The organism is Delftia sp. NA_296.1 (genome assembly GCF_052692095.1).
The window spans coordinates 434,744-460,712 of record NZ_JBQZGF010000004.1; the positions used below are offsets into that span (position 1 = coordinate 434,744).

Annotated in this window: 19 protein-coding genes; 9 read left to right on the top strand and 10 right to left on the bottom strand. The window is 68.7% G+C overall.

What is annotated here, in order from left to right; all coding sequences use genetic code 11:
• Nucleotides 1–225: 225 nt before the first annotated feature.
• Complete coding sequence (locus ACUTR7_RS12890; protein WP_012206927.1) at nt 226–450, top strand: glycine zipper domain-containing protein; 225 nt, start codon at nt 226–228, stop codon at nt 448–450.
• Nucleotides 451–523: 73 nt separating this feature from the next.
• On the opposite strand, the gene ACUTR7_RS12895 is transcribed toward ACUTR7_RS12890, so the two are convergent.
• On the bottom strand, nt 524–1,174 hold the full coding sequence (locus ACUTR7_RS12895; RefSeq protein ID WP_043782650.1) for a DedA family protein: 651 nt from the start codon (nt 1,172–1,174) through the stop codon (nt 524–526).
• A gap of 273 nt (nt 1,175–1,447) precedes the next feature.
• Here ACUTR7_RS12895 and ACUTR7_RS12900 point away from each other — a divergent pair, with 273 nt between their 5' ends.
• Both ACUTR7_RS12900 and mutL read left to right on the top strand, forming a co-directional pair.
• Complete coding sequence (locus ACUTR7_RS12900) at nt 1,448–1,738, top strand: glycine zipper 2TM domain-containing protein (RefSeq protein WP_013801089.1); 291 nt, start codon at nt 1,448–1,450, stop codon at nt 1,736–1,738.
• A gap of 164 nt (nt 1,739–1,902) precedes the next feature.
• Nucleotides 1,903–3,915, top strand: a complete 2,013-nt coding sequence (gene mutL, locus ACUTR7_RS12905) for a DNA mismatch repair endonuclease MutL (RefSeq protein ID WP_445608965.1) — start codon at nt 1,903–1,905, stop codon at nt 3,913–3,915.
• 43 nt (nt 3,916–3,958) lie between these two features.
• Here the strand turns inward: mutL and ACUTR7_RS12910 are convergent, their stop codons facing one another.
• Together ACUTR7_RS12910 and ACUTR7_RS12915 are read right to left on the bottom strand one after the other, a co-directional pair.
• Nucleotides 3,959–4,963: a Bug family tripartite tricarboxylate transporter substrate binding protein gene (locus tag ACUTR7_RS12910; RefSeq protein ID WP_445608966.1), complete on the bottom strand. Its 1,005-nt coding sequence runs from the start codon at nt 4,961–4,963 to the stop codon at nt 3,959–3,961.
• A 52-nt stretch (nt 4,964–5,015) separates the two neighbouring features.
• Nucleotides 5,016–6,239: a M20 aminoacylase family protein gene (locus tag ACUTR7_RS12915; RefSeq protein ID WP_445608967.1), complete on the bottom strand. Its 1,224-nt coding sequence runs from the start codon at nt 6,237–6,239 to the stop codon at nt 5,016–5,018.
• A 114-nt stretch (nt 6,240–6,353) separates the two neighbouring features.
• Between ACUTR7_RS12915 and ACUTR7_RS12920 the strand changes: the two genes are divergently transcribed.
• Nucleotides 6,354–7,373, top strand: coding sequence for a LysR family transcriptional regulator (locus ACUTR7_RS12920; RefSeq protein WP_445608968.1), 1,020 nt, complete (start codon nt 6,354–6,356; stop codon nt 7,371–7,373).
• Between the two features lie 7 nt (nt 7,374–7,380).
• Here ACUTR7_RS12920 and ACUTR7_RS12925 read toward each other — a convergent pair whose 3' ends face one another.
• The 4 genes from ACUTR7_RS12925 to ACUTR7_RS12940 form a co-directional block, all read right to left on the bottom strand.
• Complete coding sequence (locus ACUTR7_RS12925; RefSeq protein ID WP_123690701.1) at nt 7,381–8,838, bottom strand: efflux transporter outer membrane subunit; 1,458 nt, start codon at nt 8,836–8,838, stop codon at nt 7,381–7,383.
• A gap of 28 nt (nt 8,839–8,866) precedes the next feature.
• Complete coding sequence (locus ACUTR7_RS12930; RefSeq protein ID WP_013801083.1) at nt 8,867–12,118, bottom strand: efflux RND transporter permease subunit; 3,252 nt, start codon at nt 12,116–12,118, stop codon at nt 8,867–8,869.
• 86 nt (nt 12,119–12,204) lie between these two features.
• Nucleotides 12,205–13,479 (bottom strand): efflux RND transporter periplasmic adaptor subunit, encoded by a 1,275-nt coding sequence (locus tag ACUTR7_RS12935; RefSeq protein ID WP_445608969.1) that lies wholly within the window; start codon nt 13,477–13,479, stop codon nt 12,205–12,207.
• 114 nt (nt 13,480–13,593) lie between these two features.
• Nucleotides 13,594–14,454, bottom strand: a complete 861-nt coding sequence (locus ACUTR7_RS12940) for an alpha/beta hydrolase (protein ID WP_043819199.1) — start codon at nt 14,452–14,454, stop codon at nt 13,594–13,596.
• Between the two features lie 175 nt (nt 14,455–14,629).
• Here ACUTR7_RS12940 and ACUTR7_RS12945 point away from each other — a divergent pair, with 175 nt between their 5' ends.
• From ACUTR7_RS12945 to ACUTR7_RS12955, 3 genes are all read left to right on the top strand, one after another.
• Nucleotides 14,630–15,544 carry a LysR family transcriptional regulator gene (locus tag ACUTR7_RS12945; RefSeq protein WP_012206938.1) on the top strand — a complete coding sequence of 305 codons (915 nt, stop codon included), beginning with the start codon at nt 14,630–14,632 and terminating at the stop codon, nt 15,542–15,544.
• A gap of 352 nt (nt 15,545–15,896) precedes the next feature.
• Nucleotides 15,897–17,240, top strand: coding sequence for an NADP-specific glutamate dehydrogenase (gdhA, locus tag ACUTR7_RS12950; protein WP_013801081.1), 1,344 nt, complete (start codon nt 15,897–15,899; stop codon nt 17,238–17,240).
• A 184-nt stretch (nt 17,241–17,424) separates the two neighbouring features.
• Nucleotides 17,425–18,960 (top strand): IPTL-CTERM sorting domain-containing protein, encoded by a 1,536-nt coding sequence (locus ACUTR7_RS12955; protein ID WP_445608970.1) that lies wholly within the window; start codon nt 17,425–17,427, stop codon nt 18,958–18,960.
• 142 nt (nt 18,961–19,102) lie between these two features.
• Here the strand turns inward: ACUTR7_RS12955 and ACUTR7_RS12960 are convergent, their stop codons facing one another.
• Complete coding sequence (locus ACUTR7_RS12960) at nt 19,103–20,437, bottom strand: serine hydrolase domain-containing protein (protein ID WP_097201589.1); 1,335 nt, start codon at nt 20,435–20,437, stop codon at nt 19,103–19,105.
• A gap of 109 nt (nt 20,438–20,546) precedes the next feature.
• Entirely contained in the window at nt 20,547–21,419 is an 873-nt protein-coding gene (locus ACUTR7_RS12965) for a methylglyoxal synthase (RefSeq protein WP_012206945.1), read from the bottom strand.
• Nucleotides 21,420–21,568: 149 nt separating this feature from the next.
• On the opposite strand from ACUTR7_RS12965, the gene ACUTR7_RS12970 reads away from it, so the two are divergent.
• On the top strand, nt 21,569–22,471 hold the full coding sequence (locus tag ACUTR7_RS12970; RefSeq protein ID WP_445608971.1) for an alpha/beta hydrolase: 903 nt from the start codon (nt 21,569–21,571) through the stop codon (nt 22,469–22,471).
• 27 nt (nt 22,472–22,498) lie between these two features.
• On the opposite strand, the gene ACUTR7_RS12975 is transcribed toward ACUTR7_RS12970, so the two are convergent.
• Nucleotides 22,499–23,938: an alpha/beta hydrolase gene (locus tag ACUTR7_RS12975; RefSeq protein ID WP_445608972.1), complete on the bottom strand. Its 1,440-nt coding sequence runs from the start codon at nt 23,936–23,938 to the stop codon at nt 22,499–22,501.
• Between the two features lie 311 nt (nt 23,939–24,249).
• Between ACUTR7_RS12975 and ACUTR7_RS12980 the strand changes: the two genes are divergently transcribed.
• Nucleotides 24,250–25,920 carry an ankyrin repeat domain-containing protein gene (locus ACUTR7_RS12980; protein ID WP_445608973.1) on the top strand — a complete coding sequence of 557 codons (1,671 nt, stop codon included), beginning with the start codon at nt 24,250–24,252 and terminating at the stop codon, nt 25,918–25,920.
• Nucleotides 25,921–25,969: the final 49 nt, after the last annotated feature.

The following is a 25,969-nucleotide window of genomic DNA, read 5'->3' on the forward strand; positions in this document are numbered from 1 at the left end:
GCCAAAAGGCACGAGCGCAGGGCACGGGCGAAGGGCGCGGGCGATGCCGCCCGCAGCCGCTGTCGGACGGCAAAGACGCGACACTTCCGAGCCGCCCGGCGGCAGCTCGGGCAGATCTCCTACCGCTGCCGCAAGCCCTGAATGAGAGCATGCAAACATGTTCCACACAGTGCTTGCGCCACACGCCACTCACGGCGACAAGGCAGGCCATCACAGGAGATGAACATGAAGACACGCCTTTATTCCATTGCCGCCGCAGCAGCCATTGCCCTGTTCTCTGCCGGCTGTTCCACCAATCCCAGCAGTGCACAGATCGGTACTGGCGTAGGCGCCGTGGCCGGTGGTGTCGTGGGGGATGCCCTGTTCGGCAGCACGCTGGGCACCGTGGGCGGTGCAGCCGCCGGTGCACTGATCGGTAACGAGGTGGGCAAGCGCAACGACCGCCGCTGATTCCCACTCCCGCTCCATGAAAAAACCCCTTGCGCCATGAAGGTGCAAGGGGTTCTTTCTATGCGCGGAAAGCTCAGGCGGCCGTCTTGGGCGCGCGCCCCGCGCGCCAGGCGCCAAAGATCGCGATCAGGCCCGGCACCAGGATCAGGCCCCAGATGATCTTCTCCAGGTTCTCGCGCACCCAGGGCAGGTTGCCGAAGAAATAGCCGGCTGCGCTGATGCCGAACACCCAGACAATCGCCCCGCCCACATTGAAGGCAGTGAACTTGCCCCGGTTCATCGCGGCCACCCCGGCCACAAAGGGCGCAAAGGTGCGGATGAACGGCATGAAGCGGGCCAGCACGATGGTGATGCCGCCATAGCGCTCGTAGAACGCGTGGGCCTGGTCGAAGGCGCGGCGGTTGAACCAGCGCGAGTCCTCCCACTGGAACACCTTGGGCCCTATGTAGCGGCCGATGGTGTAGTTGCACTGGTCGCCCAGCACGGCCGCCACCAGCAGCACGGTGCAGGCGATCGAATAGTCCATGAGCCCCACGCCGCACAGCGCGCCGACGATGAACAGCAGCGAGTCGCCAGGCAGAAAGGGCATGACCACCACGCCCGTCTCCACGAAGACGATGAGAAACAGCAGCGCATACACCCAGGGTCCATAGGCCACGACAAAGGCCTCCAGATGCTTGTCGATGTGCAGGATGAAGTCGATCAGGAACTGAATGATTTCCAAAAGAGAGTCCTCCGCGGCGGGCGCCGCACCGGCCCGTACTGTACTTCGCCGACATGCCCCCACGGCCGAGCCGGAGCCGGTCACGCCATCGCACACACCGGCGCTTGCAGGAATCTACAAATGCTTGAAATCAAGCTTGTTTTGTTACACAACTTGATAAAACTCTACGAAAAACTCATGAGTGCGTCAGCTTTTTGCAGGCAAAGTGCTTCCATGCCGTCGGCAATGCCGGCCCGGCCTCACCACCATCGCCAAGACATAAGGAAGCAAGCCATGAACAAGACCCTTCGCACTTTCGCGCACAAGTCCGAACGCCAGTCCGGCTCCACGATGGGCCGCACCCTGGCCATCGCCGCCCTGCTGACCGGCGCGCTCGCGATGGGCGGCTGCGCCCACCGTCCCAACAATGCGCAACTGGGCACGGGCGTGGGCGCCGTGGCCGGTGGCGTGCTGGGCAGCGCGCTGTTCGGCACCACGCTGGGCACCGTGGGCGGCGCCGCGGCCGGTGCGCTGGTCGGCAACCAGATGGGCAGCAACAGCGACCGCGCAGGCCGCCGCCGCTGACCCTGCAGCCACCCTCATTCAAAGAGTGCCCCCGGCTCCGGCCTTTGTTGCCGGGGACGCCTCTTGGAGCCGCTTTCGCGGCTCCTTTTTTTTGCGGGCGCCGGCGCCGCACACCCCATTCCCACAGCCCGCAAGCGGTGGATGCGAGCCCCTAGAATTGCCGCGTGAACGCATCCATCCCCTCCTCCGACACCCTCCCCCGCCGCCCCATCCGCGACCTGCCCGACGAGCTGATCAGCCAGATCGCGGCCGGCGAAGTCGTCGAGCGCCCTGCCTCGGTGGTGCGCGAACTCGTGGACAACGCACTGGATGCGGGCGCCCGCCAGATCAACGTGCGGCTGCTGGCCGGCGGCGTGCGGCTGATCTCGGTGGAGGACGACGGCGGCGGCATCCCGCGCGACGAGCTGCCCGTGGCATTGCGCCGCCATGCCACCAGCAAGATCACCGACCTGCACGACCTGGAGACCGTGGCCACCATGGGCTTTCGCGGCGAGGCGCTGGCGGCCATCTGCTCGGTGTCCGAGGCATCCATCCTCTCGCGCCCTGCGGGCCAGGACTCGGCCTATCTGCTCGATGCGCGCAGCGGCGAGCTGCGCCCCGCCGCCCGCAACCAGGGCACGACGGTCGAGGTCAAGGAGCTGTTCTTCTCCACGCCGGCCCGCCGCAAATTCCTCAAGAGCGATGCCACGGAGCTGGCCCACTGCATCGAGTCCGTGCGCCGCCATGCGCTGGCCCGGCCCGACGTGGGCTTTGCCATCTGGCACGAGGGCAAGCTGGTCGAGCAGTGGCGTGCCGCCGGCAGCATGTCGGATGAAGCCCTTGCGCGCCGCCTGGGCGATGTGCTGGGCGACGCCTTCGTGCAGAACTCCGTGACGGTGGAGCACTGGTCGGGCGCCGTCCACGTCACGGGCCGCGCGGGCATTCCCGATGCGGCGCGCTCCCGGCCCGACCACCAGTTCTGCTACGTCAATGGCCGCTTCGTGCGCGACAAGGTGCTGACCCACGCCTCGCGCAGCGCCTACGAGGATGTGCTGCACGGCCACAAGCAGCCTGTCTATGCGCTGTATGTGGAGATCGACCCTGCGCGCGTGGACGTGAACGTGCATCCCACCAAGATCGAGGTGCGCTTTCGCGACAGCCGCGAGGTGCACCAGGCCGTGCGCCACGCCATAGAGAACGCGCTGGCCGCCCCGCGCGCGGCGGCGGCCGCCGCCGCTGCCGCCGAGGAAGCCGCCCGCACCCCGGAGCTGGCCCCTGCCGCACCGGCCACCGCGCCCAAGGTGGCGGCTCCCGCCTGGCCCCAGGCGCGCATGAGCTTTGGCGATGAACAGGGCGGCCACAAGGTCAGCAACATGGCGGGCCTGTGGGCTCCCATGCGCGAAGCCGCGCCGGCCCCCGTGGCGCTTCCTGCCCAGACTGCCGGTGCCGCCGAAGTCGCGGTGGACACGCCCGGCGTGCAATGGCCGGCCGGCGATGTGCCCGCCAGCTACGCACCCGCCGCACAGCCCCGGCCAGTCACCGTCACCGAGCCTTCACCTGCGAACTTCACGCCCCCGGCAGCGGACACCCCTGCCGCTGCCGAAGAAACCATCTGGCCCCTGGGTCGCGCCGTCGCCCAGATCCACGGCGTGTACATCCTGGCCGAGAACGCCCAGGGCATGGTCGTGGTGGACATGCATGCGGCGCACGAGCGCATCGTCTACGAGCAGCTCAAGAATGCCGTCAACGCGGCAGAGCAGATCCCCAGCCAGCCGCTGCTGATTCCCGCCACCTTCGCCGCCACACCCGAGGAAGTGGCCACGGCCGAGGCCCATGGCGACACGCTGCAGGCGCTGGGCATGGAGGTTTCCCCCTTCTCGCCCAAGACGCTGGCCGTGCGTGCCGTGCCCGCCACCCTGGCCCAGGGCGATGCCGTGGAGCTGGCGCGCAGCGTGCTGGCCGAGCTGGCCCAGCACGACGCCAGCACCGTGGTGCAGCGCGCGCGCAATGAGATCCTGGCCACCATGGCCTGCCACGGCGCCGTGCGCGCCAACCGCCGCCTGACGCTGGACGAGATGAACGCCCTGCTGCGCCAGATGGAAGTCACCGAGCGCTCCGACCAATGCAACCACGGCCGCCCCACCTGGCGGCAGATGAGCATGAAGGAACTGGACGCGCTGTTCCTGCGCGGTCGCTGAACCTGCGCGGCTGCCGCCAGCGCCGTCAGCACCGTCTACACCGTCAGTCGCGCATGTTCGCGAAGGCCGCGAGCTGCTCGTACTTGCGGTCTTCCTCGGAGATCAGGCGCGCCAAGTCCTCGCTGCCGGAGGCGGGCACCATGCCTGCATCTTCCAGGCGCTTGCGCACGGCGGGCTCGGCCAGCGCCTCCTGCAGGGCCGCCGTGATGTGCTGCGCGGTGGCGGCGGGCAGCCCGCGCGGCGCCATCAGCGCAAACCAGCCCACCAATTCATAACCGCGCAGCGGCGCCAGCTCGGCCATGGCCGGAACCTGGGGCAAGGCGGACAGGCGCTGCGCGCTGGTGACCGCCAGCGGCACGATGCGCCCGCTCTGCAAAAACGGTTGCGCCGCCGTGGGCGAGAGCATGGCCAGGTCCAGGCTGCCGCCCGCCAGGTCGCTGGTCAACGGCGCCACGCCGCGGTAAGGCACATGGGTGATGGAAACACCCGCGCGCTGCTTGAACAGCTCTCCCGCGAAATGCAGGGTCGACCCCACGCCCGAGCTGCCGTAGCTGAGCTTGCCGGGCTGGCGCTTCGCCAGCTCCAGCAAGTCGGCCATGCTCTTCACGCCCAGGCCCGGGCGTGCGGCCAGGATCAGCGGGCCGGTGGCCACCAGGCCCAGCGGCGTGAAATCGCGGCGGCCGTCGTAGCGCTGCGCGGGGTTGACGATGCGCGTGGCCACCAGCTCGTTGCTGGCCCCCACCAGCAGCGTATAGCCATCGGCCGGTGCCGAGGCCACGCGCTGGGCCGCAATGGCACCCGCCGCCCCGCCCACGTTGTCCACCACCACCGTGCCGCGCAGCCGCGCGGCCAGCGCATCGCCCACCACGCGGGCGACCAGGTCCACCGAACCACCGGCCGGGTATCCGACGACCAGCTTCAAGGGCTTGGCAGGAAAGCCGACCTGTGCAGCAGCCGGCAGGGCCAGCCCCAGCGCAGCGGCGCCCAGAAGGCTGCGGCGGCTCAGGACCTGGCGGGCCTCGGAGGAGAGAGGAAATGCAGTGCGCATGGTGGCAATCGCAGGTGAAGTCGTGAAAGGAATCCGGTGCGGGCGCGGCGCCTCAGGCGGCGGACAGAAAACGCCGGGCCAGCTTCACCCAGTAGGTGGCTGCCAGCGGCAGGATGCGGTCGTTGAAGTCGTAGCCGGGGTTGTGGACCATGCAGCCGCCCGTGCCATGCGTGTCGCCCACGCCGTTGCCCACGATCAGATAGCTGCCAGGGCACTGTTCGAGCATGAAGGAGAAGTCCTCGCTGCCCGTCAGCGGCTGCAGGTCGGGGATCAGCGCCTGCTCGCCCAGCCAGTCGTGCGCCACCTCGCGGGCGAATGCCGTGCTGGCCGCGTCGTTGACCAGGGCCGGATAGCGCCAGCGGTAGTCCACCACGGCCTCGGCCCCCAGCGTGGCGGCCTGGGCATGGGCCAGCGCGGTGATGCGTTCGCGCAGCAGGGCACGCACCTCGGGCCGGTAGGCGCGCACGGACAGGCGCAGCTCCACCTCGCCGGGGATGACATTCGGTGCATCGCCGCCATGGATGGCGCCCACGCTGACCACGGCCATGTCGCGCGGATCGACATTGCGCGAGACCACGGTCTGCAGCGCCAGCACCAGGTGGGCCGCCGCCACCACCGGGTCGGCCGACAGATGGGGGGCCGAGCCATGGCCGCCCTTGCCGCGCACGGTGATGATCACCGTGTCCGACGAAGCCATGAACGAGCCCTCGCGAAAGCCGAACTGCCCCTCGGCAAAGCCCGGCATGTTGTGCAGCGCAAAGATGGCATCGCAGGGGAAAAGATCGAACAGGCCGTCCTCCACCATCTTGCGGCCCCCGCCCAGGCCCTCCTCGGCCGGCTGGAAGATCAGGTGCAGCGTGCCGTCGAAGCCGCGCGCCTGGGCCAGCTCGCGCGCGGCGGCCAGCAGGATGGCGGTATGGCCGTCATGCCCGCAGGCATGCATGCGGCCCGCGTGGCGGCTGGCATAGGGCAGGCCGGTCTGCTCGTGGATGGGCAGCGCGTCCATGTCGGCACGCAGGCCCAGCCGGCGCGTGCCCGTACCGCAGCGCAGCGTGCCGACCACGCCCGTGCCTCCCAGGCCCCGGTGCACTTCGTAGCCCCAGGAGGCCATGCGCTCGGCCACCAGGTCGCTGGTGGCGAACTCCTCGAAGGCCAGCTCGGGATGGGCATGCAGGTGACGGCGCAGGGCCACCATCTCGGCCTGCGTGGCACGAATGCCGGCAAGCACCGGATCGGCGGCTTCGGCCGTGGTGGAAACGGGCGGTTCAATGTTCATGCCCGCAGTCTAGGAAGCGTGGGCAGCGGGCGGAAGACCGCCAGCGCCTGCCCTGCCAGGCATTGCCTGTCATCCCCTGAACACCTGCACGCGCCAATCACGGGCATGGCACACATGGCACGAAACCTGCAAGATCGGCCCATGAATTCCCAGCCCCACCCCGATGCCGGCCCCGCAATGAAGCTGCACCAGATGCGCTACCTCGTCGCCGTGGCCGGCTGTGGCAGCGTGCGCGCCGCGTCACGCGCGCTGGGCATCACGCAGTCGGCCATCACCCAGGCCCTGCGCGAGCTGGAGGGAGGCCACCGCCTTGCGCTGTTCGAGCGCCAGAGCAGCGGCATCGTCCTCACGCCGGCCGGGCGCACGCTGCTGCGCCACGCCCAGCTGATCACCGGGCAGATGGCCCAGGCCGAGGATGAAATGGCCCGCCTGCGCGACACCTGCGCCGTGGCGCGCCTGTCCGTGGGCGTGACGCCCTGGGTGGGCCAGAGCCTGCTGCCCCATGTGCTGCGCGCCTTCCGCGCCGAACTGCCCCAGGTGCGGCTGGAGCTGTTCGAGGGCCTGTCGGCCGTGGCCCATCCGCGCCTGCGCGAAGGCACGCTGGACCTGCTGATCGGCCGCGTGCCTTCAGGCCCCTCGGGCGGCGACCTGCATGGCACGCCGCTGTTCCGTTATGACGCCACCGTCGTGGCCCGCACCGGCCACCCGCTGGCAGGCGCCCGCTCGCTGGCCGAGCTGATGGACTGCGACTGGCTGCTCAACTACACGCCGCCTGAAGAAGACGACCTGGTGCGGCGCCTGTTCCTGCGCCACGGCCTGCCCGTGCCCGTGGGCCACATCCACCTGGTGCATTCGGCATCGCTGCTGCTGCACCTGATCGCGCACAGCGACATGCTCTCGTTGTGCCCCTGGCCGCTGATCGAATCGGGCGTACCCCAGGGCACGCTGGTGCCGCTGTCCCTGCACGAGCAGTTCGAGCCCCACACGGTGGGCGTGGTCCAGCGCGGCCACGGCCCCCTGCCCTGGGTGGCCGAGCGCTTCGTGCACCACCTCATGGAGCAGGTCCACGCCTGCCGCCACAGCCCGGACCCGGTGCTGCAGCGCGTGTTCCGCTCCATCGACGTGCTGGCCTGAGGGTGCCTCAGCGCAGCGCGGCCTGGGCCACCGGCACGTCAGCCGGCACATCCCAGCCCCCGCCCAGCGCGCGGATCAGGCCCACGGCGGCCTGGTACTGAGCGGATTTCACCTGCAGCGCCTGGCGGCGGTTGCGCAGTTCGCTGCGGCGCGCATCCAGCAGGTCCAGCTGGCTGACGTAGCCATTGCGGTAGCGCGTGTCCGAAAGGCTGGTGGCACGCTTGGCGGCCACCACGGCCTGGCCCTGCACGGTGGACTGCTCCTGCAGGATGCGGATGGAAGACAGCTGGTCCTCCACCTCCTGGAAGGCCACCAGCGCCTGCTGGCGGTAGGCGGCCAGCGCAGCATCGAGCTGTGCGCCTGCGGCCTGCACGCCGGCCTCGCGCCGGCCGCCGTCGAACAGCGGCAGCGACAGCAGGGCGCCCACGCCCCAGGAGCGCATGGACCACTTGAACAGGTCACCGACCTCGGGCGAGGCATGGCCGGCCGCGCCGGTCAGCGAGATGCTGGGGAACCATGCCGTCTTCGCCACGCCCACGCGCGACTGGGCGGCGAACACGGCGCGCTGCGCGGCCGAGATGTCGGGCCGGCGCATGAGCACCGTGGCCGGCACGCCGGCTGGGATGGAGGGCAGCGCCGTGGTCCAGGCGCCTTCACCCAGGCCGAAGCGCGAGGCCGAGTCACCCACCAGCACGGCCAGCGCATGCTCGACCTGGGCGCGCTGGCGGTCCAGTGCCAGCGCGTCCGATTCGGTGGCCGACAGCTCGGCCTGGATGCGGGCCACGTCCAGCTCGGCAATGTCGCCGGCCTGCAGCCTTCGCTCCGACAGGCGCAGCGTGTCGCGGTAGGCCTCCACGGTCTCGCGCATCAGGGCGCGCTCGGCGTCCAGTGCGCGAAGCTGCAGATAGGTCTGCGCGACCTCGGCCTGCACGGCCAGCCGGGTGCTTTGCAGCAGGGCCTCGCGGCCCTCGGCATCCAGCCGCGATGCGTCGGCCGCCTGGGAAATGCGGCCGAACAGATCGACCTCATACGACAGGTTCAGCCCCGCATTGACCAGGGTGGCAGGCCGCGTGCCCGAGGCCTTGTCCAGCCCCGCGCCGCGCGTGGCCCCTGCGCCCAGGCCCAGTTGGGGCAGGCGCTCGGCATTGGCGCTGCGCGCCAGGGCGCGGGCCTCGGCCAGGCGTGCGGCCGCGGCCTGGATGCTCTGGTTGTCCAGCGTGGCCTTGTCCACCAGCGCGTCCAGCGCCGGATCGGCAAAGGCCAGCCACCATTGGCCGCGTGCCTGGGCTTCGGCGGGCAGGGCCTGGGTCCAGCCCGCCTGCGGCGCGGCGCCCTGCTCCTTGAAGGCGGGGGCGGCCGGCAGCTCGGGCAGGCTCTGGGACACGCTGGCGCAGCCGGCCAGGGCCAGCGCCGCCACCAGGGGCAGCAGACGCCTGGACAGTTTCGAAAGCGATGGGATCTTCATGATCGGTTCCTGTTCTTGTGGTGTGGGCTCATTCATGCTCGCCACGCGCAGCAGAGGGCATGGGCAGCGCGCCGCCACCCGAGGCATGGCCGTGGGCGGGTGCATGTGCAGGGGCCTCTTCCTCCATCTCTGGACCATGCTGCTTGAGCGGCCGGTTGCCTGCCAGGCGGCGCATCAGCACGTAGAACACGGGCGTCAGGAACAGGCCGAAGGCCGTCACCCCGATCATTCCCGAGAACACGGCCACGCCCATGGCACGGCGCATTTCCGAGCCCGCGCCTGTGGACAGCACCAGGGGCAGCACGCCCATGACGAAGGCCAGCGAGGTCATCAGGATGGGGCGCAGGCGCAGCCGGCTGGCCTCGATGGCGGCCTGTATGGGCGTGCGGCCCTCGAACTCCAGCTCCCGCGCGAACTCCACGATCAGGATGGCGTTCTTCGCACTCAACCCCACCAGCACGATGAGCCCGATCTGCGTGAAGACATTGCTGTCCCCGCCCGACAGCCAGACGCCGGTCATGGCCGCCAGCAGGCCCATGGGAACGATCAGGATGATGGCAATCGGCAGGGTCAGGCTCTCGTACTGCGCGGCCAGCACCAGGAAGACCAGCAGCAGGGCCAGCGGGAACACGATCACCGCCGAATTGCCGGCCAGGATTTCCTGGTAGGTCAGGTCGGTCCATTCGAAGTCGATTCCCTTGGGCAGGGTCTCGGCCGCGATGCGCTTGATGGCATCCTGCGCCTGGCCCGAAGAGAAGCCCGGTGCGGCACCGCCGTTGATGTCGGCCGTGAGGTAGCCGTTGTAGCGCATGGCGCGCTCGGGGCCGAAGCTGGAGTCCACCTTCATCAGCGCCGACAGCGGAATCATCTCGCCCGAGCTGGAGCGCACTTTGAGCATGCCCACGTCCTCGGCACGCGCGCGGTAGGGCGCGTCGGCCTGCACGCGAACGCTGTAGGTGCGGCCGAACTTGTTGAAGTCGTTCGCATACAGGCTGCCCAGGTAGATCTGCATGGTGTCGAAGATGTCCGTCACCGGCACGCCGAGCTGGCGCGCCTTGGTGCGGTCGATGTCGGCATACAGCTGGGGCACGTTGACCTGCCAGCTGGTGAACATGCCGGTCAGCTCGGGCGTCTGGTAGGCCTTGGCCATGAAGGCCTTCACGGCCGCGTCCATCTGGTCATAGCCCAGGGAGGCGCGGTCTTCCAGCTGCAGCTTGAAGCCGCCCGTCGTGCCCAGGCCCGCCACGGGTGGCGGCGGGAACATGACGATGAAGGCGTCCTGGATGCCTGCGAAGGCCTGGTTGAGCTGGCCGGCCACGGCGCCGCCGCTCTGGTCGGCGCGCTTGCGCTCGTCGAAGGGCTTGAGCGTGGCGAAGACGATGCCCGAGTTGGAGCTGTTGGTGAAGCCGTTGATGGACAGGCCCGGGAAGGCGATGGTGTCCTCCACGTTGGGGTTGTCCTTCATGATCTCGCCCATGCGGCGGATCACCTCGTCCGTGCGGTCCAGCGTGGCACCGTCGGGCAACTGGGCAAAGCCGATCAGGTACTGCTTGTCCTGCGCGGGCACGAAGCCCGAAGGCACGGCCTTGAACAGGCCGAAGGTCACGGCGATCAGCGCCAGGTAGATGGCCAGCATCAGCGCCTTGCGCGAGATCACGCGGCCCACGCCGCCGCTGTAGGCCTCGGAGCCCCGGTGGAACATGCGGTTGAAGCCGCGGAACAGCCAGCCGAAGGCCCGGTCCATGCCGCGCGTCAGCGCGTCCTTGGGCGCATCGTGGCCGCGCAGCAGCAGAGCCGCCAGCGCGGGCGACAGGGTCAGCGAGTTGATGGCCGAGATCACCGTGGAGATGGCGATGGTCACCGCGAACTGCTTGTAGAACTGGCCCGTGAGGCCGCTGATGAAGGCCAGCGGCACGAACACCGCCACTAGCACCAGGGCGATGGCGATGATGGGCCCGGACACTTCGCGCATGGCACGGTAGGTGGCGTTGCGCGGCGTCAGCCCCGCCTCGATGTTGCGCTCCACGTTCTCGACCACGACGATGGCGTCATCCACCACGATGCCGATGGCCAGCACCAGGCCGAACAGGCTCAGCGCGTTGATGGAAAAGCCCAGCAGATGCAGCACGGCGAAGGTGCCGATCACCGACACCGGCACGGCCAGCAGCGGGATGATGGAGGCACGCCAGGTCTGCAGGAACAGGATCACCACCAGCACCACGAGCACGATGGCCTCCAGCAGCGTGTGCACCACCGATTCGATGGAGGCGCGCACGAACTGCGTGGGGTCGTAGGCGATGCGGTACTCCAGGCCCTCGGGCATGTTCTTGTTCAGGGCCTCCATGGTCTTGCGCACGTTGGCCGAGATCTCCAGCGCATTGGAGCCCGGCGCCTGGAACACGCCCATGCCCACCGCCGGGTCGTTGTTCAGCAGCGAGCGCAGCGAATAGTCGGCCGCACCCATCTCCAGGCGGCCGATGTCGCGCAGGCGGGTCACGGCGCCGTCGGAGCCGCTCTTGACGATGATGTCGCCGAAGTCCTCCTCGCTCTGCAGGCGGCCCTGGGCGTTGATGGACAGTTGCATGTCCACGCCCGGCAGCCCCGGCGATGCGCCGACCACGCCGGCCGCAGCCTGCACGTTCTGGCCGCGGATGGCAGCCACCACATCGCTGGCCGACAGGCCGCGCTGCGCCACCTTCTGCGGGTCCAGCCACACGCGCATGGCGTAGTCGCCGCCGCCGAAGATCTGGATCTGGCCCACGCCCTCGATGCGAGCCAGCGGGTCCTTCACGTTCAGCACCGCGTAGTTGCGCAGGTAGTTGATGTCATAGCGTTGGTTGGGCGAGACCAGGTGCACCACCATGGTCAGGTCGGGTGCGCTCTTGACCGTGGTGATGCCCAGGCGGCGCACTTCCTCGGGCAAGCGCGGCTCGGCCTGCGAGACGCGGTTTTGCACCATCTGCTGCGCCTTGTCGGGGTCGGTGCCCAGGCGGAAAGTGACGGTCAGCGTCATCACGCCGTCGCTGGTGGCCTGGCTGCCCATGTAGAGCATGCCTTCGACGCCGTTGATCTGCTCTTCCAGCGGTGTGGCCACGGTCTCGGCGATCACCTTGGGATTGGCGCCCGGGTACTGGGCGCGCACCACCACGGAAGGCGGCGCGACCTCGGGGTATTCCGAGATCGGCAGCCCGCCCATGGCGATCAGGCCGGCGATCAGCATCAGCAGCGAAAGCACGCCTGCGAAGATCGGCCGGTCAATGAAGAATTTGGATAGGTTCATGGTGTTTGGCTCCGCCACGGCAAAGCGCGGCCCATGCCGCCTGCGGTCAGGCGGCATTACAGAGGCAGGAAAGGTGTGCGGCTAGATCAGGACTTGGTTGCGTCAGCCACTTGTTCGGCTGCCTGCCGGGTGCCCGGCTGGCGGGCATCGGCCCGCGCATCCATGGACACCTCCTTGGGCGCGACCAGGGCGCCGGGGCGGATGTGCTGCAGGCCGTTGACGACCACGCGCTCGCCGGGCTGCAGGCCCTGGGTCACGTTGCGCAGGCCGTTGACCGAGGCGCCCAGGGCCACCTCGCGGTACACGGCCTTGTTGTCGCCGCCCACCACCATCACGTACTTCTTGCTCTGGTCCGTGCCGATGGCGCGCTCGCTGACCAGCAGCATGCTGCTGTCGCGCGCCTGGCCCATGCGGATGCGGGCGAACTGGCCGGGCATGAGGGCGCCATCCTTGTTGTCGAAGGCGGCGCGCACGCGCACCGTGCCGCTTCGGGCATCGACCTGGTTGTCGATCAGCTGCAGCCGGCCCTCGAAGGGCGTGCTGCCGGCCGTGGCCGTGCCCATCTGCACGGGAATGCTGTCGATCTTGGCGCGGTTGCCCGCGCCGCCGCCGAGTTCCTTGAGTGCACGCGTGATGACCTGCTCATCGGCATCGAAGCTCGCATAGATGGGGCTGACCGAGACCAGCGTGGTCAGCACCGGCGCGCCCGGGCCTGCGGCCACCAGGTTGCCCACGGTGATCTCGCGCTTGCCGATGCGGCCCGACACGGGGGCGCGCACCTGGGTGTAGCCCAGGTTCAGCCGTGCCGATTGCAGGGACGCCTGGGCCGCGCGCAGATTGGCCTCGGCCTCGCTGCCTGCGTTGATGCGCTCGTCCAGCTCGCGCTGGGCAATCGCCCGCTCGTCCCACAGGCGGCGTGCGCGCTCCTGCTCGCTGCGTGCATAGGACTGGCGTGCCTGGGCCGAGGCCACCTGGGCTTCGGCGCGCTCGACCTCGGCCGCATACGGTGCGGGATCGATGGTGATCAGCAGATCGCCCTGCTTGACCAGCGCGCCCTCGCGAAAGTGCACGGCCTGCACGGCGCCGGCCACGCGCGAGCGAATGTCCACGCGCTCCACGGCTTCGAGGCGGCCTGAGAACTCGTCCCAGGCGGTGACCTCGCTTTCGGCGACCGTGGCCACCGACACGGGCGTGGCGGCGGGCTGGGCGCTGGCGGGCGCGTCATCGGCCTTGGCCTCGAAGCCATGCAGGCCGAACAGGCCGGCGCTGACGGCGAGGACAGCCGCAGCGGCGGCCGGCAGCTTCCAGCCCTTGCGCTGGGCCGAGACGGAAGAAGAGGATGAGGTGGATTCGGTGGACATGGTGTTTTTTTGCGAAATTCAGGGAACACGATGCCCGCCCGGCGCCTGAACGCGCCGGGAAGGCGGAAGGGGAAAACAGGGCAGCAGGTGTCGCCGGCTGCGGCGGCGCGGGGCCTAGCCCGGTGCTGCGGGCTTGTTCATGGTGGCCTCGAAGAAGTCATGCACATGCTGGGACACGGCGGCGCTGCAGGCCGTACAGGCCTCGGCCTCGGACAGGGCCTGCGGCCAGTTCGACGCGCTGGGCAGCACATGGCTGCTGGCTGTCACCCCGGCCGCGCGCAGGCGGGCCGCATAGGCCTGGGCCTCGTCGCGCAGCGGGTCGTCGCCACCCACCAGCACCAGGGCCGGCGGCAGCTGGGCCAGGCGCAGCGAGCTGCCGGGCACGGCATAGGGATGCATGGCGTCCTTGGGGCAGCTCAGGTACTCGCGCCAGCCCGTGGCCCAGCGGCATTCGCCGGCCTCGGGCGTTGCCTCGCGCTGCGAGGCGGTGCCGGTGCAGGGATCGAGCATGGGCGACACCAGGATCTGGCCCGCCAGCGGCGGATGGCCCCGGTCGCGCGAGATCACGGCCACGGCGGCGGCCAGGTTGCCGCCGGCTTCTTCACCCGCGAGGAACAGCGGCGCGCCCTTGCCCGCCATCTTCACGCGGTGCTTGTACAGCCACTGCAGCACGGCGTAGCCCACCTCGATGGGCTGGGGAAACGGATGCTCGGGCGCCAGCGGGTAGGCCAGCGACACCACGACGGCGCCCGCCTCGGCCAGCAGCCGGCCGATGTAGCGCCCGTTGTCCAGCGTGCCGCAGACAAAGGTGCCGCCATGGAAATGCAGCACCAGCGGCGAGACCGTGCCGGGCCTGCGCTGGCCATAGGCGCGCGCAGCCACGGTGCCGTGCTCGGGCAGCTCGATGGAGAATTCTGTTTCGGCAATCTGCGCCCCGGCGGCGGGGCCGTTCGGAAGCGACGGGGAAGTGGACATGGCGCGAACCTGCGGCAATGGTCGATGGTTGGAATATAGGCGGCGCCGGCCATGTCTGAAATAGCAACGCAGCCATCGCTCTGTTTCCGTTTCACGAACAATCGCCCGATACCGCGCATGTGAGAATTCCGCCGAGCCGGCATTCCCTTGCCGAGCGCTGCAGGAGCAACTTTCCATGGACCAGATCCAGGCCATGCGTGTCTTCGTTCGCGTGGTGGAAGCCGGCAACTTCACCCGCGCCGCCGATTCGCTCGACCTGCCCAAGGGCACGGTCACCAAACAGATACAGGCGCTGGAGGCGCGCGTGCGCGTCAAGCTGCTCAACCGCACGACGCGGCGCGTCACCGTCACGCCGGATGGCGCGGCCTACTACGAACGCGCGGCACGCCTGCTCAACGACTTCGACGATCTCGAAGCCAGCATGGTCAACACCCAGACCGCGCCCAGCGGGCGGCTGCGGCTGGACGTGGGCAGCTCCATGGCCCGGCTGATCATCATTCCGGCGCTGACCGAATTCTGCGAACGCTACCCCGACATACAGATCGACCTGGGCGTGGGCGACCGCCTGGTGGACCTGATCAGCGACAACGTGGACTGCGTGATCCGCGGGGGCGAGCTCAGCGACCAATCCCTGGTGGCGCGGCGCATCGGCTCGATGAACTGGGTCACCGTGGCCTCGCCCGCCTACCTGGCACGCCACGGCGTGCCCCAGCACCCTTCCGAGCTGGATACGAAGCACCAGATCGTCGCCTTCTTCTCGGGCCATACGCGGCGCATGTACCCGCTGGAATTCCAGCGGGGCGATGAATCCATCGAGGTGGCGGGCAACTACCGCATCGCGGCCAACGACAGCAATGCCTACACGGCCGCCGTGCTGGCGGGCTTTGGCATCGCGCAGCTGGTCACGGCCTTTGCCCAGCCGCTGATCGACAGCGGCGAACTGGTCGAGGTGCTGCCCGAATGGACCCAGCCGCCGCTGCCCATTCACGTGGTCTATCCGCCCAACCGCCACCTCAGCGCCAAGGTGCGGGCCTTCGTGGACTGGGCCGCCGATCTGTTCGCGCGCCATCCCCAGCTGCAGCGCAGCTGAAAGGCCGTCGATGGGAGGGCCGGACGGGCCCAAGCCCCGTCCGGCTGCAAGGCCTTCCTAGCCACTCTTCATGTCAGCTGGCATGGCGCCAGCCATTCCCATTCGCCATGACCATGCACGCCACTGGATACGGCTGATCCAGGCCGCAGCCTGCCCGCTCACTGCGGCACGCAGGCCCTGCCCATGCACCAAATACCGTCGGCACCTCTCTGGAAATGCACCGAAAAACGGCATTCAAGCACCAAGCACGGGCACCGTTCACCAAAACGATGCATGACGGCATAACTTTTTGGCATAATTTTGGTTTGCACTCACCCCTTCCCGCAGCCGTTTTTTAGTCAGAGGTTTTTCCATGAAGTACGAGTCCGTCGGCCAATTCCTTGAAGAAGTGGCGCAACGCAACCCCGGCCAGCCCGAATTCCTGCAAGCCGTCACCGAAGTGATGGAAAGCCTCTGGCCCTTCATCGAGAAGAACCCCAAGTACGCCGAACTCGGCCTGCTGGAGCGTCTGGTCGAGCCCGAGCGCGTGGTCATGTTCCGCGTGAGCTGGACCGACGACAAGGGCCATGTGCAGGTCAACCGCGGCTTCCGCATCCAGCACAGCATGGCCATCGGCCCCTACAAGGGCGGCCTGCGTTTCCACCCCTCGGTCACGCTGTCCGTGCTCAAGTTCCTGGCCTTCGAGCAGACCTTCAAGAACGCGCTGACCACGCTGCCCATGGGCGGCGGCAAGGGCGGCTCGGACTTCGATCCCAAGGGCAAGAGCCCCGCTGAAGTCATGCGCTTTTGCCAGGCCTTCGTCACCGAGCTGTTCCGCCACGTGGGTCCGGACACCGACGTGCCGGCAGGCGACATCGGCGTGGGTGGCCGCGAAGTGGGCTTCATGGCCGGCATGTACAAGAAGCTGTCCAACAGCGCCGCCAGCGTGTTCACGGGCAAGGGCCTGTCCTTCGGCGGCTCGCTGATCCGCCCCGAAGCCACCGGCTACGGCACCGTCTACTTCGCCCAGGAAATGCTGGCCACGCGCGGCCAGTCCTTCGCAGGCAAGACCGTCTCCGTCTCGGGTTCGGGCAACGTGGCCCAGTACGCCGTGGAGAAGGCCCTGCAGCTGGGCGCCAAGGTGGTGTCGGTCTCCGACTCCTCGGGCACCGTGTATGACCAGGACGGCTTCACCACCGAGAAGCTGGCCATCCTGATGGACGTGAAGAACCACCGCTACGGCCGCGTGGACGAGTACGCCAAGCTGGTGGGCGCCGAATTCCTGCGCGGCAAGACGCCGTGGCACCTGAAGGTGGACGTGGCCCTGCCCTGCGCCACGCAGAACGAACTGACCGAGGAAGACGCCAAGGTGCTGATCGCCAACGGCGTGGTCTGCGTGGCCGAAGGCGCCAACATGCCCTCGACCATCGAAGCCGCCAAGGCCTTCGAGAAGGCCGGCGTGCTGTATGCACCGGGCAAGGCCAGCAACGCCGGTGGCGTGGCCACCTCGGGCCTGGAGATGAGCCAGAACGCGGCCCGCCTGTCCTGGCCCGCCGAGGAAGTCGATGCCCGCCTGCTGCAGATCATGCAAGGCATCCACGCCGCCTGCCTGAAGTACGGCAAGCGCGAGGACGGCACGGTCAGCTACATCGACGGCGCCAACATCGCCGGTTTCGTCAAGGTGGCCGACGCCATGCTGGCCCAGGGCGTGATCTGAGCATCAACGCTCCCCATCCCTGACGAAAGCCCATGCAGCCTGCTGCATGGGCTTTTTTCATGGCTGGCCCGCACACAGAAAGCGCGACGGCCTTCGCTATTGGAAGCCAATTCTCAGAATTGCTCAGATTCGCCGACCAACGGGAGAGGACACTCAGCGCGCCCTGTCTCCACCCCCGTTCCCCATGCTCCCTGCACCCATCACCAAAGCGCTGCTCGTCGGCGCCGCTGCCCTGTCGCTGGGCAATGCCTTCGCCTACGAATCCCTCGGCTTCAAACCCAATCTGGATGCCAACGGCTACTGCATATCCACGACTGACACGACGCCTTCATCGCCCAGCTATCTTTTCTCTGCACAGATGACCAGTGGCGTCATCCGCTGCGGAACCGACAGCAGCGGCTGGATGAGCTTTCGCATCAGCGGCGCGGCCTATCCCTTTGCCTCCTGGTCCGTGACGGCTCTCTCCGGAAAGATCAATCTCCAATCATTCGTGATGCGCAACAGCACGGCCAATCCGTTGCCACTGACCATCACATCGGGCGCCGTGACGTACAGCAAGACGGCGCCTGTGGGCATCTCCACCATCACGCTGGACGAGCCCATCACCAACAGCGGCGCCGTGAAGATCACTTTCTCGGCCACCGACATCGTGGGCGTAGACCTGCAGTCCGTTTCCGTCGAGCCCTTCATTCCCCTGAGCATCAGCCCCTCGACCTTGCCCAGCCCCCAGGTCGGCAGCCTGTACTCCCGGACACTGACGGCAACCGGCGGCCTGGGCGCACCCTACACGTTTGCACTGCAAAGCGGAGCGCTGCCTGCAGGACTTGAACTGGACCCCGCCACAGGCACGATCAGCGGCACGCCCACGGCCGCAGGCAGCACCTCGTTCACGATCCGGGTCACCGACAGCAAAGCCAATACGCTGGACCGCAGCTACACGCTCAATCCCATCAAGATCCCCGAGCCCCAGGCAGCCACCGTGACCGCGACGCCTACAGCCGTCGCCGTGGGCGAAACCACCACCCTGGCCCTGAGCGGCGGCATCGGCAATGCCACCCCCGCCTTCCAGCTCCTGAGCGGGCCATGTACGGTCAGCGGCAACCAGCTGACCGGCACGGCCACCGGCACCTGCGTCGTGCGGGGGACCAAGGCCAGCAGCGATCCCTTGAACTACGCAGCCGCAACCGGCACCGTCTCCGTGACTGTTCTCGGCCTCACACAGCACGCCGATGGAACGAGCAGGACACAGTTCACGCAAGGCCAGCCCAATGGCACCTGCACCTTCCGCCATGTCGCATTCACCAGCGCCCTGCCCGGCCCCTTGCCCGCCGGCTTCACGGCCGTGCCCGACATGCCCAGGCCCGTGCTGGAGTTTGAGACCCGGGACTGCACCGTCGGCGACACGCTGACCATGCAGGTGACGCATGCAGACGTGCCCGCAGGTGCCGTTCTGCTGAAATGGAAGCCGCTGGCAACGCCTGCCCAGTGGGTGAAGATTTCCAGCTTCAATGGTGGCACTGCCAGCTACACCGTCACGGACGGCGGTGATGGCGACGATGACGGAGCCCAGGACGGCGCCATCCTCGACCCCGTGGTCGTGGCCATGCCTGCAGCAGCCACCACCACCGCGGTGCCCACCCTGTCGCAGTGGTGCCTGATAGCCATGTCGGCCCTGCTGGCCCTGTTCGGCATGACCCGGATGCGGCGCCGCCAGGTCTGACGCGTGCGCTCCATTGTGGGCCGTGCCAGGCGGTCAGAAACCGGCCCGGCCTGCCCACGGGCCGAAGGCAGCGTGTTTGCGCACGCTGCCTTTTTTGCTGCCTTTTTTGCTGCCTGCGACCTGTTCCTGCTGCCTGTTCCTGCTACCTGTCGCGCACCGCATCGGCCAGCGCCGCCCAGGCCTTGAGCGTCAGCGCATGCGTGAAGGCCGCGCCCGCCACCGGGTGCGATGACAGCTTGACCACCACCATCTGCGCGGCCGGGTTCACATGGATGAACTGGCCGTGTATGCCGGCGGCCTCGTAGGCGCCATCGGCGTTGTGCAGCACCCACCACTGGTTGCGGTAGCTGTAGCCGGGCCGCGCGGCCTGGATGCCGCGGAACTTGAACTGCTCGCGGTCGCCGCCGCGCGCAATGTCGTCCAGCACAGCCTTGTCGAAGATCTTGTGGCCGTTGAAGCTGCCGCCCAGGCGCAGCATCTCGCCCACGCGCGCCAGGTCACGCGCCGTGGCGTTCAGGCCCGCGCCCTGCAGCGGCGTGCCGGTGCTGTCCACCATCACATAGGCGTCTTCCTGCATGCCCAGCTTCTGCCAGATGTTCTCGCTCATGAGATCGCTCCAGCGCCGGCCCGTGACGCGCGAGACGATCCAGCCCAGCACCTCGGAGTGCACGGTGCGGTAGACAAAGCCCTCGCCATGCGTGCCTTCCTTGGGCAGCGTCTTGAGGAAGTCGTAGACATTGGTCGGCCCCGCGTAGCCGGGCGGACGCGGCAGCATGCCCGAGGCCCAGGAGTAGCCGAAGATCTCGGTCTTGGGGTCGGTGTAGTCCTCGCGAAAGCGCACGGCGCCCGTCATGTCCATGACCTGGCGCACCGTCATGTCGCCCCAGGCCGAGCCTTCCAGCTCAGGCACGTACTTCGTCACCAGCGCCTGGGGGTCGATGCGCCCTTCGTGGGCCAGTTGAGCGGCCATCAGGCCGGTGAACGACTTGGTGACCGAGAACAGCAGGTGCGGCGAGCTGGCCTGCATCTGGTTCTGGTAGCGCTCGAAGACCACCCGCCCCTTGTGCAGCACCACGATGGCGTCGGTATAGGTGCGGTCCAGCCATTGGTCCACGGTGACGGGCTGGCCCTTGTCGTCGTCAAAGCGCAGGCCGCCCAGGGCCATGGGCGCTTCGGGCAGAGCCGAGGGCGCCGCCGCGCCGCGACGGATGTTCTGCGTGGGCTGGATTTCGCGCAGGTGCTGCACCACCCAGCGCAGTTGCGGATAGCGGTAGCCGTTGGACACATCCACACGCTTGTCTGCGGCCGGAGGAAAGCCCTGCATCAGCCCCAGTTGCTCCAGGCGCACGCTGTCGGGCGGCGGCAGCGCGGGCGCTGCGGGGGCCTGTGCCTGGGCCGCCACCCAGCCGGGCTGTAGCGCCAGCAGGGCCAGCAAGGCCATGGCATGCCGGGAACGCCGAAAGAGCGGACTGACCATCGTTGTCTCCTTGGTTTTGGAAACGGCCAGTCTTGCAGAAAGCACTCGGCCGGTCACGGGTGTTCGCCCGCCCGCAGGCCGCAAGGCTGTCGTCTGCGCGACGAAGATTTCAGCGGCGCATCAAGGCCGCATCGCACCAGCGCTGCGCCACGGCCGGAGAAGTGGTGCAGACCGTGTCGTGCGTCACCGTGGTCACGGCGCGCTCCAGCAGCTGGATGTCGGCCTCGTGCTGGCGCGCCACATGCGGGTCCTCGAAGAAGATCACGCGCTGGCAGCGGCGGTCCAGCACCAGGTCGGCGATCTGCGCATCGCCGCCCAGCGGGCCGCTGTTGTAGCGGTCCACCCAGGGCCGGTCCTCGGGCCAGCCACGGCTCCAGGCCATTTCGTTGAGGCGCTGGCCCGTGGTGCCCGTGCCCACGCGCCGGCCAAAGCGCGACAGCAGCTCGAAATTGCGCGCCGCGAAATCCAGCATGGTGGGCTTGAGCGCATCGTGGGCGATCAGCGCCAGCGTCTGCTGCGCGTAGTCGTGGAAGCGCTGCGCGCCCGCATCCCTGGGAAGGCCGGCATGGATGCGCTCCATCTCGATCCAGTCGCGCGCCGAGGCCACGGTGGACAGGAAGGGCTTGCCATGGATCACGCATTGGCGCTTGAGCGCCACGGCCTCAGGGAAGATGGAGGACGGATCGACCGGGTCGGTCAGATAAATGGCGCCGTCAATCGTGCGCTCGTCGCCTTCCACGCCCACCACCTCGGCCACCAGCTTCATCAGCCCGCCTTCGCGGCCATAGGGATAGCGGCGCAGGCCCCGGTAGGACGCCAGCATGCCGGCGGCCTGGATGGCGTCGAAGGTACGGCCCACGGCATGCAGGCCCAGCTGCAGCTCGCGGATGCCGGACTCGCAGGCGCGCAGCCAGCCGAACAGTGCGGCATCCTCGGTTTGGTGGTGGATTCGGTTGGCGGCCAGGCCCAGGCGTATCGGCATACAGGTTCACTCATCAACAGTGGGGAGAGGTCCGCATCGCCTTGTCGGCCCGCGAACCAGCGGCAAGAATAGCGCCAATCCATGACGGCGCCGGACCGCAGGGCAGCGGCGCTGAACTTTTGGCCAGCCCGTGCATCCATTGTTGCGTCATGCCCTCAATGCTTCCCTTTCTGTGGCCCCGAAGGCGCCTGCACCGGATCACGGCGGCGCTGGGCGTGGCCGCGCTGCTGGCGGCCAGCGGCTGCTCCGTGCTGGACACCAAGCAGCGCGAATGGATCTTCCAGCCCAGCGACCGCAGCTGGCCGGGCGCCAACACGGCCGGCATGGAAGATGTCTGGATCGACATGCCCGCACAGGACGGCGCCCGCCTGCATGCGCTGTGGCTGCCCCAGCCGGCCACGGCCAGCAACGCCCCCGTGCTGCTGTACCTGCATGGGGCGCGCTGGAACGTTGCCGGCTCCTCGCCGCGCATCCGGCGGCTGCACGAACTGGGCTTTTCGGTGCTGGCCATCGACTACCGGGGCTTTGGCAAGAGCAGCGCCGGCCTGCCGTCCGAGGAATCGGCCGCCGAGGACGCACGCGCAGGCTGGGACTGGCTGGGCCGGCAAGCTCCGGACCGGCCGCGCTTCATCTTCGGCCATTCACTGGGCGGCGCCATCGCCATCGACCTGGCGCGCAGCGTCCAGGATGAGGCCGGCGTCATGGTCGAGGCCACCTTCACCAGCATTCCCGACGTGGTCCGCAGCTTCCGCTGGGGCTGGCTGCCCGTGGGGCCGCTGATCACGCAGCGCTTTGCCTCCATCGACAAGGTGGCCGGCATAGGCTCGCCGCTGCTGGTCGTGCACGGCAGCGCCGACCCGCTGATCCCCGCCACGCTGGGCCGCCAGCTGTTCGAGGCGGCCAGCGAGCCCAAGCGCTTCGTGCTCATCGAAGGCGGCAACCACCACAACACCCAGTCGCGCGCCATGGAGCAATACCGGCAGGCGCTGGACGAGCTGTTCGGGCTGCGCCTGCTCGCACAGGCGCCCACAGCGCCAGCAAGCCCGCGCTGAGCGGCGCAGCCTGCGCCGCCTTCCACGCTACGGGCAGCTTGCCGCGTTCTGCGAGATCACAGCGCGCAACTGGCGCGTGGTGGTGCTGTCATCCGGGCCCAGCGTGTTGCGCGTGTAGCGGCAGCCATAGGTGGGCGCGGCCACCGTGGCGGCCGTCTGCACATCGTCACCACCCGGCTTGGCGCCGCCCTGCTCCCACTGCACCATGGCATCGAAGGCTTCCACCTGTTCGGCCACGGTGAAGTCGCAGTGCGATGCGCCGCGGATGGCGCGCTGCACCAGCCACTGGCTCCGGCCCTTGTCGGCCACGCGCCGCTGGTAGATCTGCTCCATGCTGAAGGGCACATACAGATCGCCCAGCGTATGCAGGGTCACCACGGGAATGTTGATATCGCCGGAAGTCACGGGAATCCAGCGCAGGCCGTCGCGGCGCGGCCGGTTGGCATCGGGCGCGGCCGTGCGCTTTTGCGCAGCGGCATTGAGCGCGGCCGAGGCCGCGGCATCCCCGTCGATGCGGTAGGTGAAGCGGTTGGTATCGGCCACGTTGCGGTTCAGGATGCCGTTGACCGAGCCATCGCTGCCGAACACGCCCCAGACCGGCGCGAACGAGCCGCCCACGGCCACGCCCAGATCGAACAGCGGCCGCGGGCCACCCGTGAGGTTCTGGATGACCGACAGATAGGCGCGCCCCGTCGCGGTGGGAGCCGAAGGAAAGGTGGTGAACAGGGTCGAGGTCACCTGGCCCTGGATGGCGGCCCACTCGGTGACAGGGCGCTGGGCCACGCCGGCCATGGCCTGCGCGGTGACCTGGGCCGCGGCGAAGTAGTCGAACAGTTCGGTATCTCCCGTCACGCCGCACATGGGCACGGCGCCCTGGTAGCGCACCTTGTTCCTCGCGGTGGCCTGGGCCTCGGCCTCGATGGCCGCCGCCGTGACATGGCCGCCCATGGAATGGCCGGTGATGTACAGGCGCTGCGGCTGCGCCAGCGGCCGGCCGTGGGATGCGGCCAGGCGGTTGAAGGCCAGCGCCAGCGCATTCGTGTCCTCCACGCCGGCGCGCACGTCGTAGTAGTTCTTGCTGTAGCTGGACGCCGCCCAGGCATAGCCGTTCTGGATCAGGTACCGGCGTATGGACGGATTGGTGACGTTGAGCGCACTGCCCTCGCCCGCATAGCCGTGGGCATACATCACCAGGCGGCCATTCCAGTTGGCCGGCACCTCGATGCGGTAGGCCGCACCTTCCAGCACACCGGCCCAGCGGCTGGTGCTGGCGTTGTCGACCACATCGCCCGAAGCGGCGGCCAGCGCGTCGAAGCTGGTGGCCGAAGGATTGGCCGGCGCAAAGCTGCGGCTGTCCTGTGCCCGCGTCTCCTCGGGCGCATCACCGTCCCCCCCGCCGCAGGCCGCAAGGCCCGTGGCCGCCAGCAGACCGAGATACTTCCAACGATTCCAACGCAGGGCTCGCATAAGACTGTCTCCTTGGGATGAAGGTGTTGAGAGGAACGCGCGCAAAAAATCAGGTTCAAGCGGGATTGCCGACGCAGCCTATGCCAGACAACTGGCCCGCCATGCGGGTAGGAACCCGCAAGCAGGGGCTGCCGGCTGTCACCCAGATGACTGTCGCCTTGCGCTAACATCCGCGCTTGCGGTGCAGGCCGCACCCGGACCTGCGGGAAGGGTTGAACCCACCTGTATGCGCCTCCCGGCGTTTTTCTCTTGCCACATGCCTTTGTGCGCCAAGCTGCAGGTCATTGGCCTTCGTGCACGGAGGTATTCCTGTGAAACGCATTCCCGCCCGGCCCGACATGGGCCACCTCAAGAAACAGGCCAAGCAACTGCTGGCCGCCTATCGCGCAGGCTCGGCCCAGGCCATGGAGTCCATGCGCTCCCACCTGCCAGCGGCCAAAGGCCTTGCCGATGAGGCGCTCGCCGCCAAGGACCTGCGGCTGCACGACGCCCAGTCCTGCGTGGCGCGCGAGCACGGTTTCGCTTCATGGAGCGAGCTGTCAGGCTACGTCGAGGCATGCCAGCGCCTGGCGGCGGACCCCGAGAAATCCCGGCTGCACTGGCTGACCCTGGTCTATGCCGGCGATGTGGCGGGCGGCACGCACCGCGCGCAGCCCGCGCTGGCCCGGCGCCTGCTGGACGAGCGGCCAGAACTTGCGGGCAGTGATGGCAGTGATCCCTGGGTGGCCTGCGCCACCGGCAATCTGGCCGTGCTGCGCGAGGCCGGGCGCAACGACCCCGGCTGGCTGCGCCGTGCAGGCGGGCCGTTGGCGCTGCCGCCGCTGATGGCCGTCACCCATTCCTGCCTGCTGCGCCTGCCCGAATTCACCGAGCACCTGCACGCATGCGCGCGCTGGCTGCTGGACGCGGGCGCCGACCCGCTGCAGACCATAGGCAACCGCTGGCCACCCGCCTCGCTGCAGTCCCCCTCCGATACCGAGCGGCTGTCGGCCCTCTATGGCGCAGCAGGCCAGAACCATGATGCGCAACTGACGCAGATGCTGCTGCAGGCCGGCGCCGACCCCAACGACGGCGAATCGCTCTACCACTCTCTGGAAGGCACGCCCGCCAGCCGCGAATGCACGCGGCTGCTGCTGCAAGCCGGCGCACGCGTGGACGGCAGCAATGCCCTGTTCCGCGTGCTGGACCTGGACGATGTGCAGGCCCTGCGCCTGCTGCTGGACCACGGCGCCGATCCGAACGAGGACAACGGCCAGGGCGAATGGGGCCGCCCGCTGCTGTGGACCATCCGCCGGCGCCGCTCGCCCGCCCATGTGCAGGCGCTGCTGGATGCCGGCGCCGATCCGTCGGTGCGCACGCCGCAGGGCCTGAGTGCCGCTGCACTGGCGCGGCGCTTCGGCCTGGCCGACGTGGCCGCCCTGCTGGAACAGGCGGCGGGCAGCGAGCCCACCACGCCGCAGGAGCAGCTCCTGGCCGCCTGCGCCGTGGGCGACGCAGCACAGGCCCGCCGTCTTGCCGCAGCCCACCCCGGGCTGCTCCAGGGCCTGGCACCCGAACAACTGCGCATGCTGCCCGAACTGGCGGCCCTGGGCTGCATGGACGCCGTGCGCTGCATGGTGGAACTGGGCTGGCCCATCGCCGCGCGCGGCGGCGACTGGGATGCATCCGCACTGAACCAGGCCGTGTTCCGTGGCGATGCCGCCATGGCGCGCTTCCTGCTGGAGCACGGCGCGCAATGGACCGAGCGCCACGCCTACGGCGACAACTGCGCAGGCACCCTGTGCTGGGCTTCGCTGAACCGGCCCGAATCCACGGAACCCGGCGGCGGCGACTGGCTGGGCTGCGCCCAGGCCCTCATCGACCACAGCATGCCCCTGGCCAGACCCGACCCAGAGGCGCCCGGCTGCGTGCTCATCGACGGAAGCCGGCAGCGGTATCCGGAGGAGATCGCGGATCTGCTGCTGGGGGTTGACGCGGACTAGGTCCGCCCGACCCGAAAACCCGTCCTGCCGGCTGGCCCGGCAGGATTCA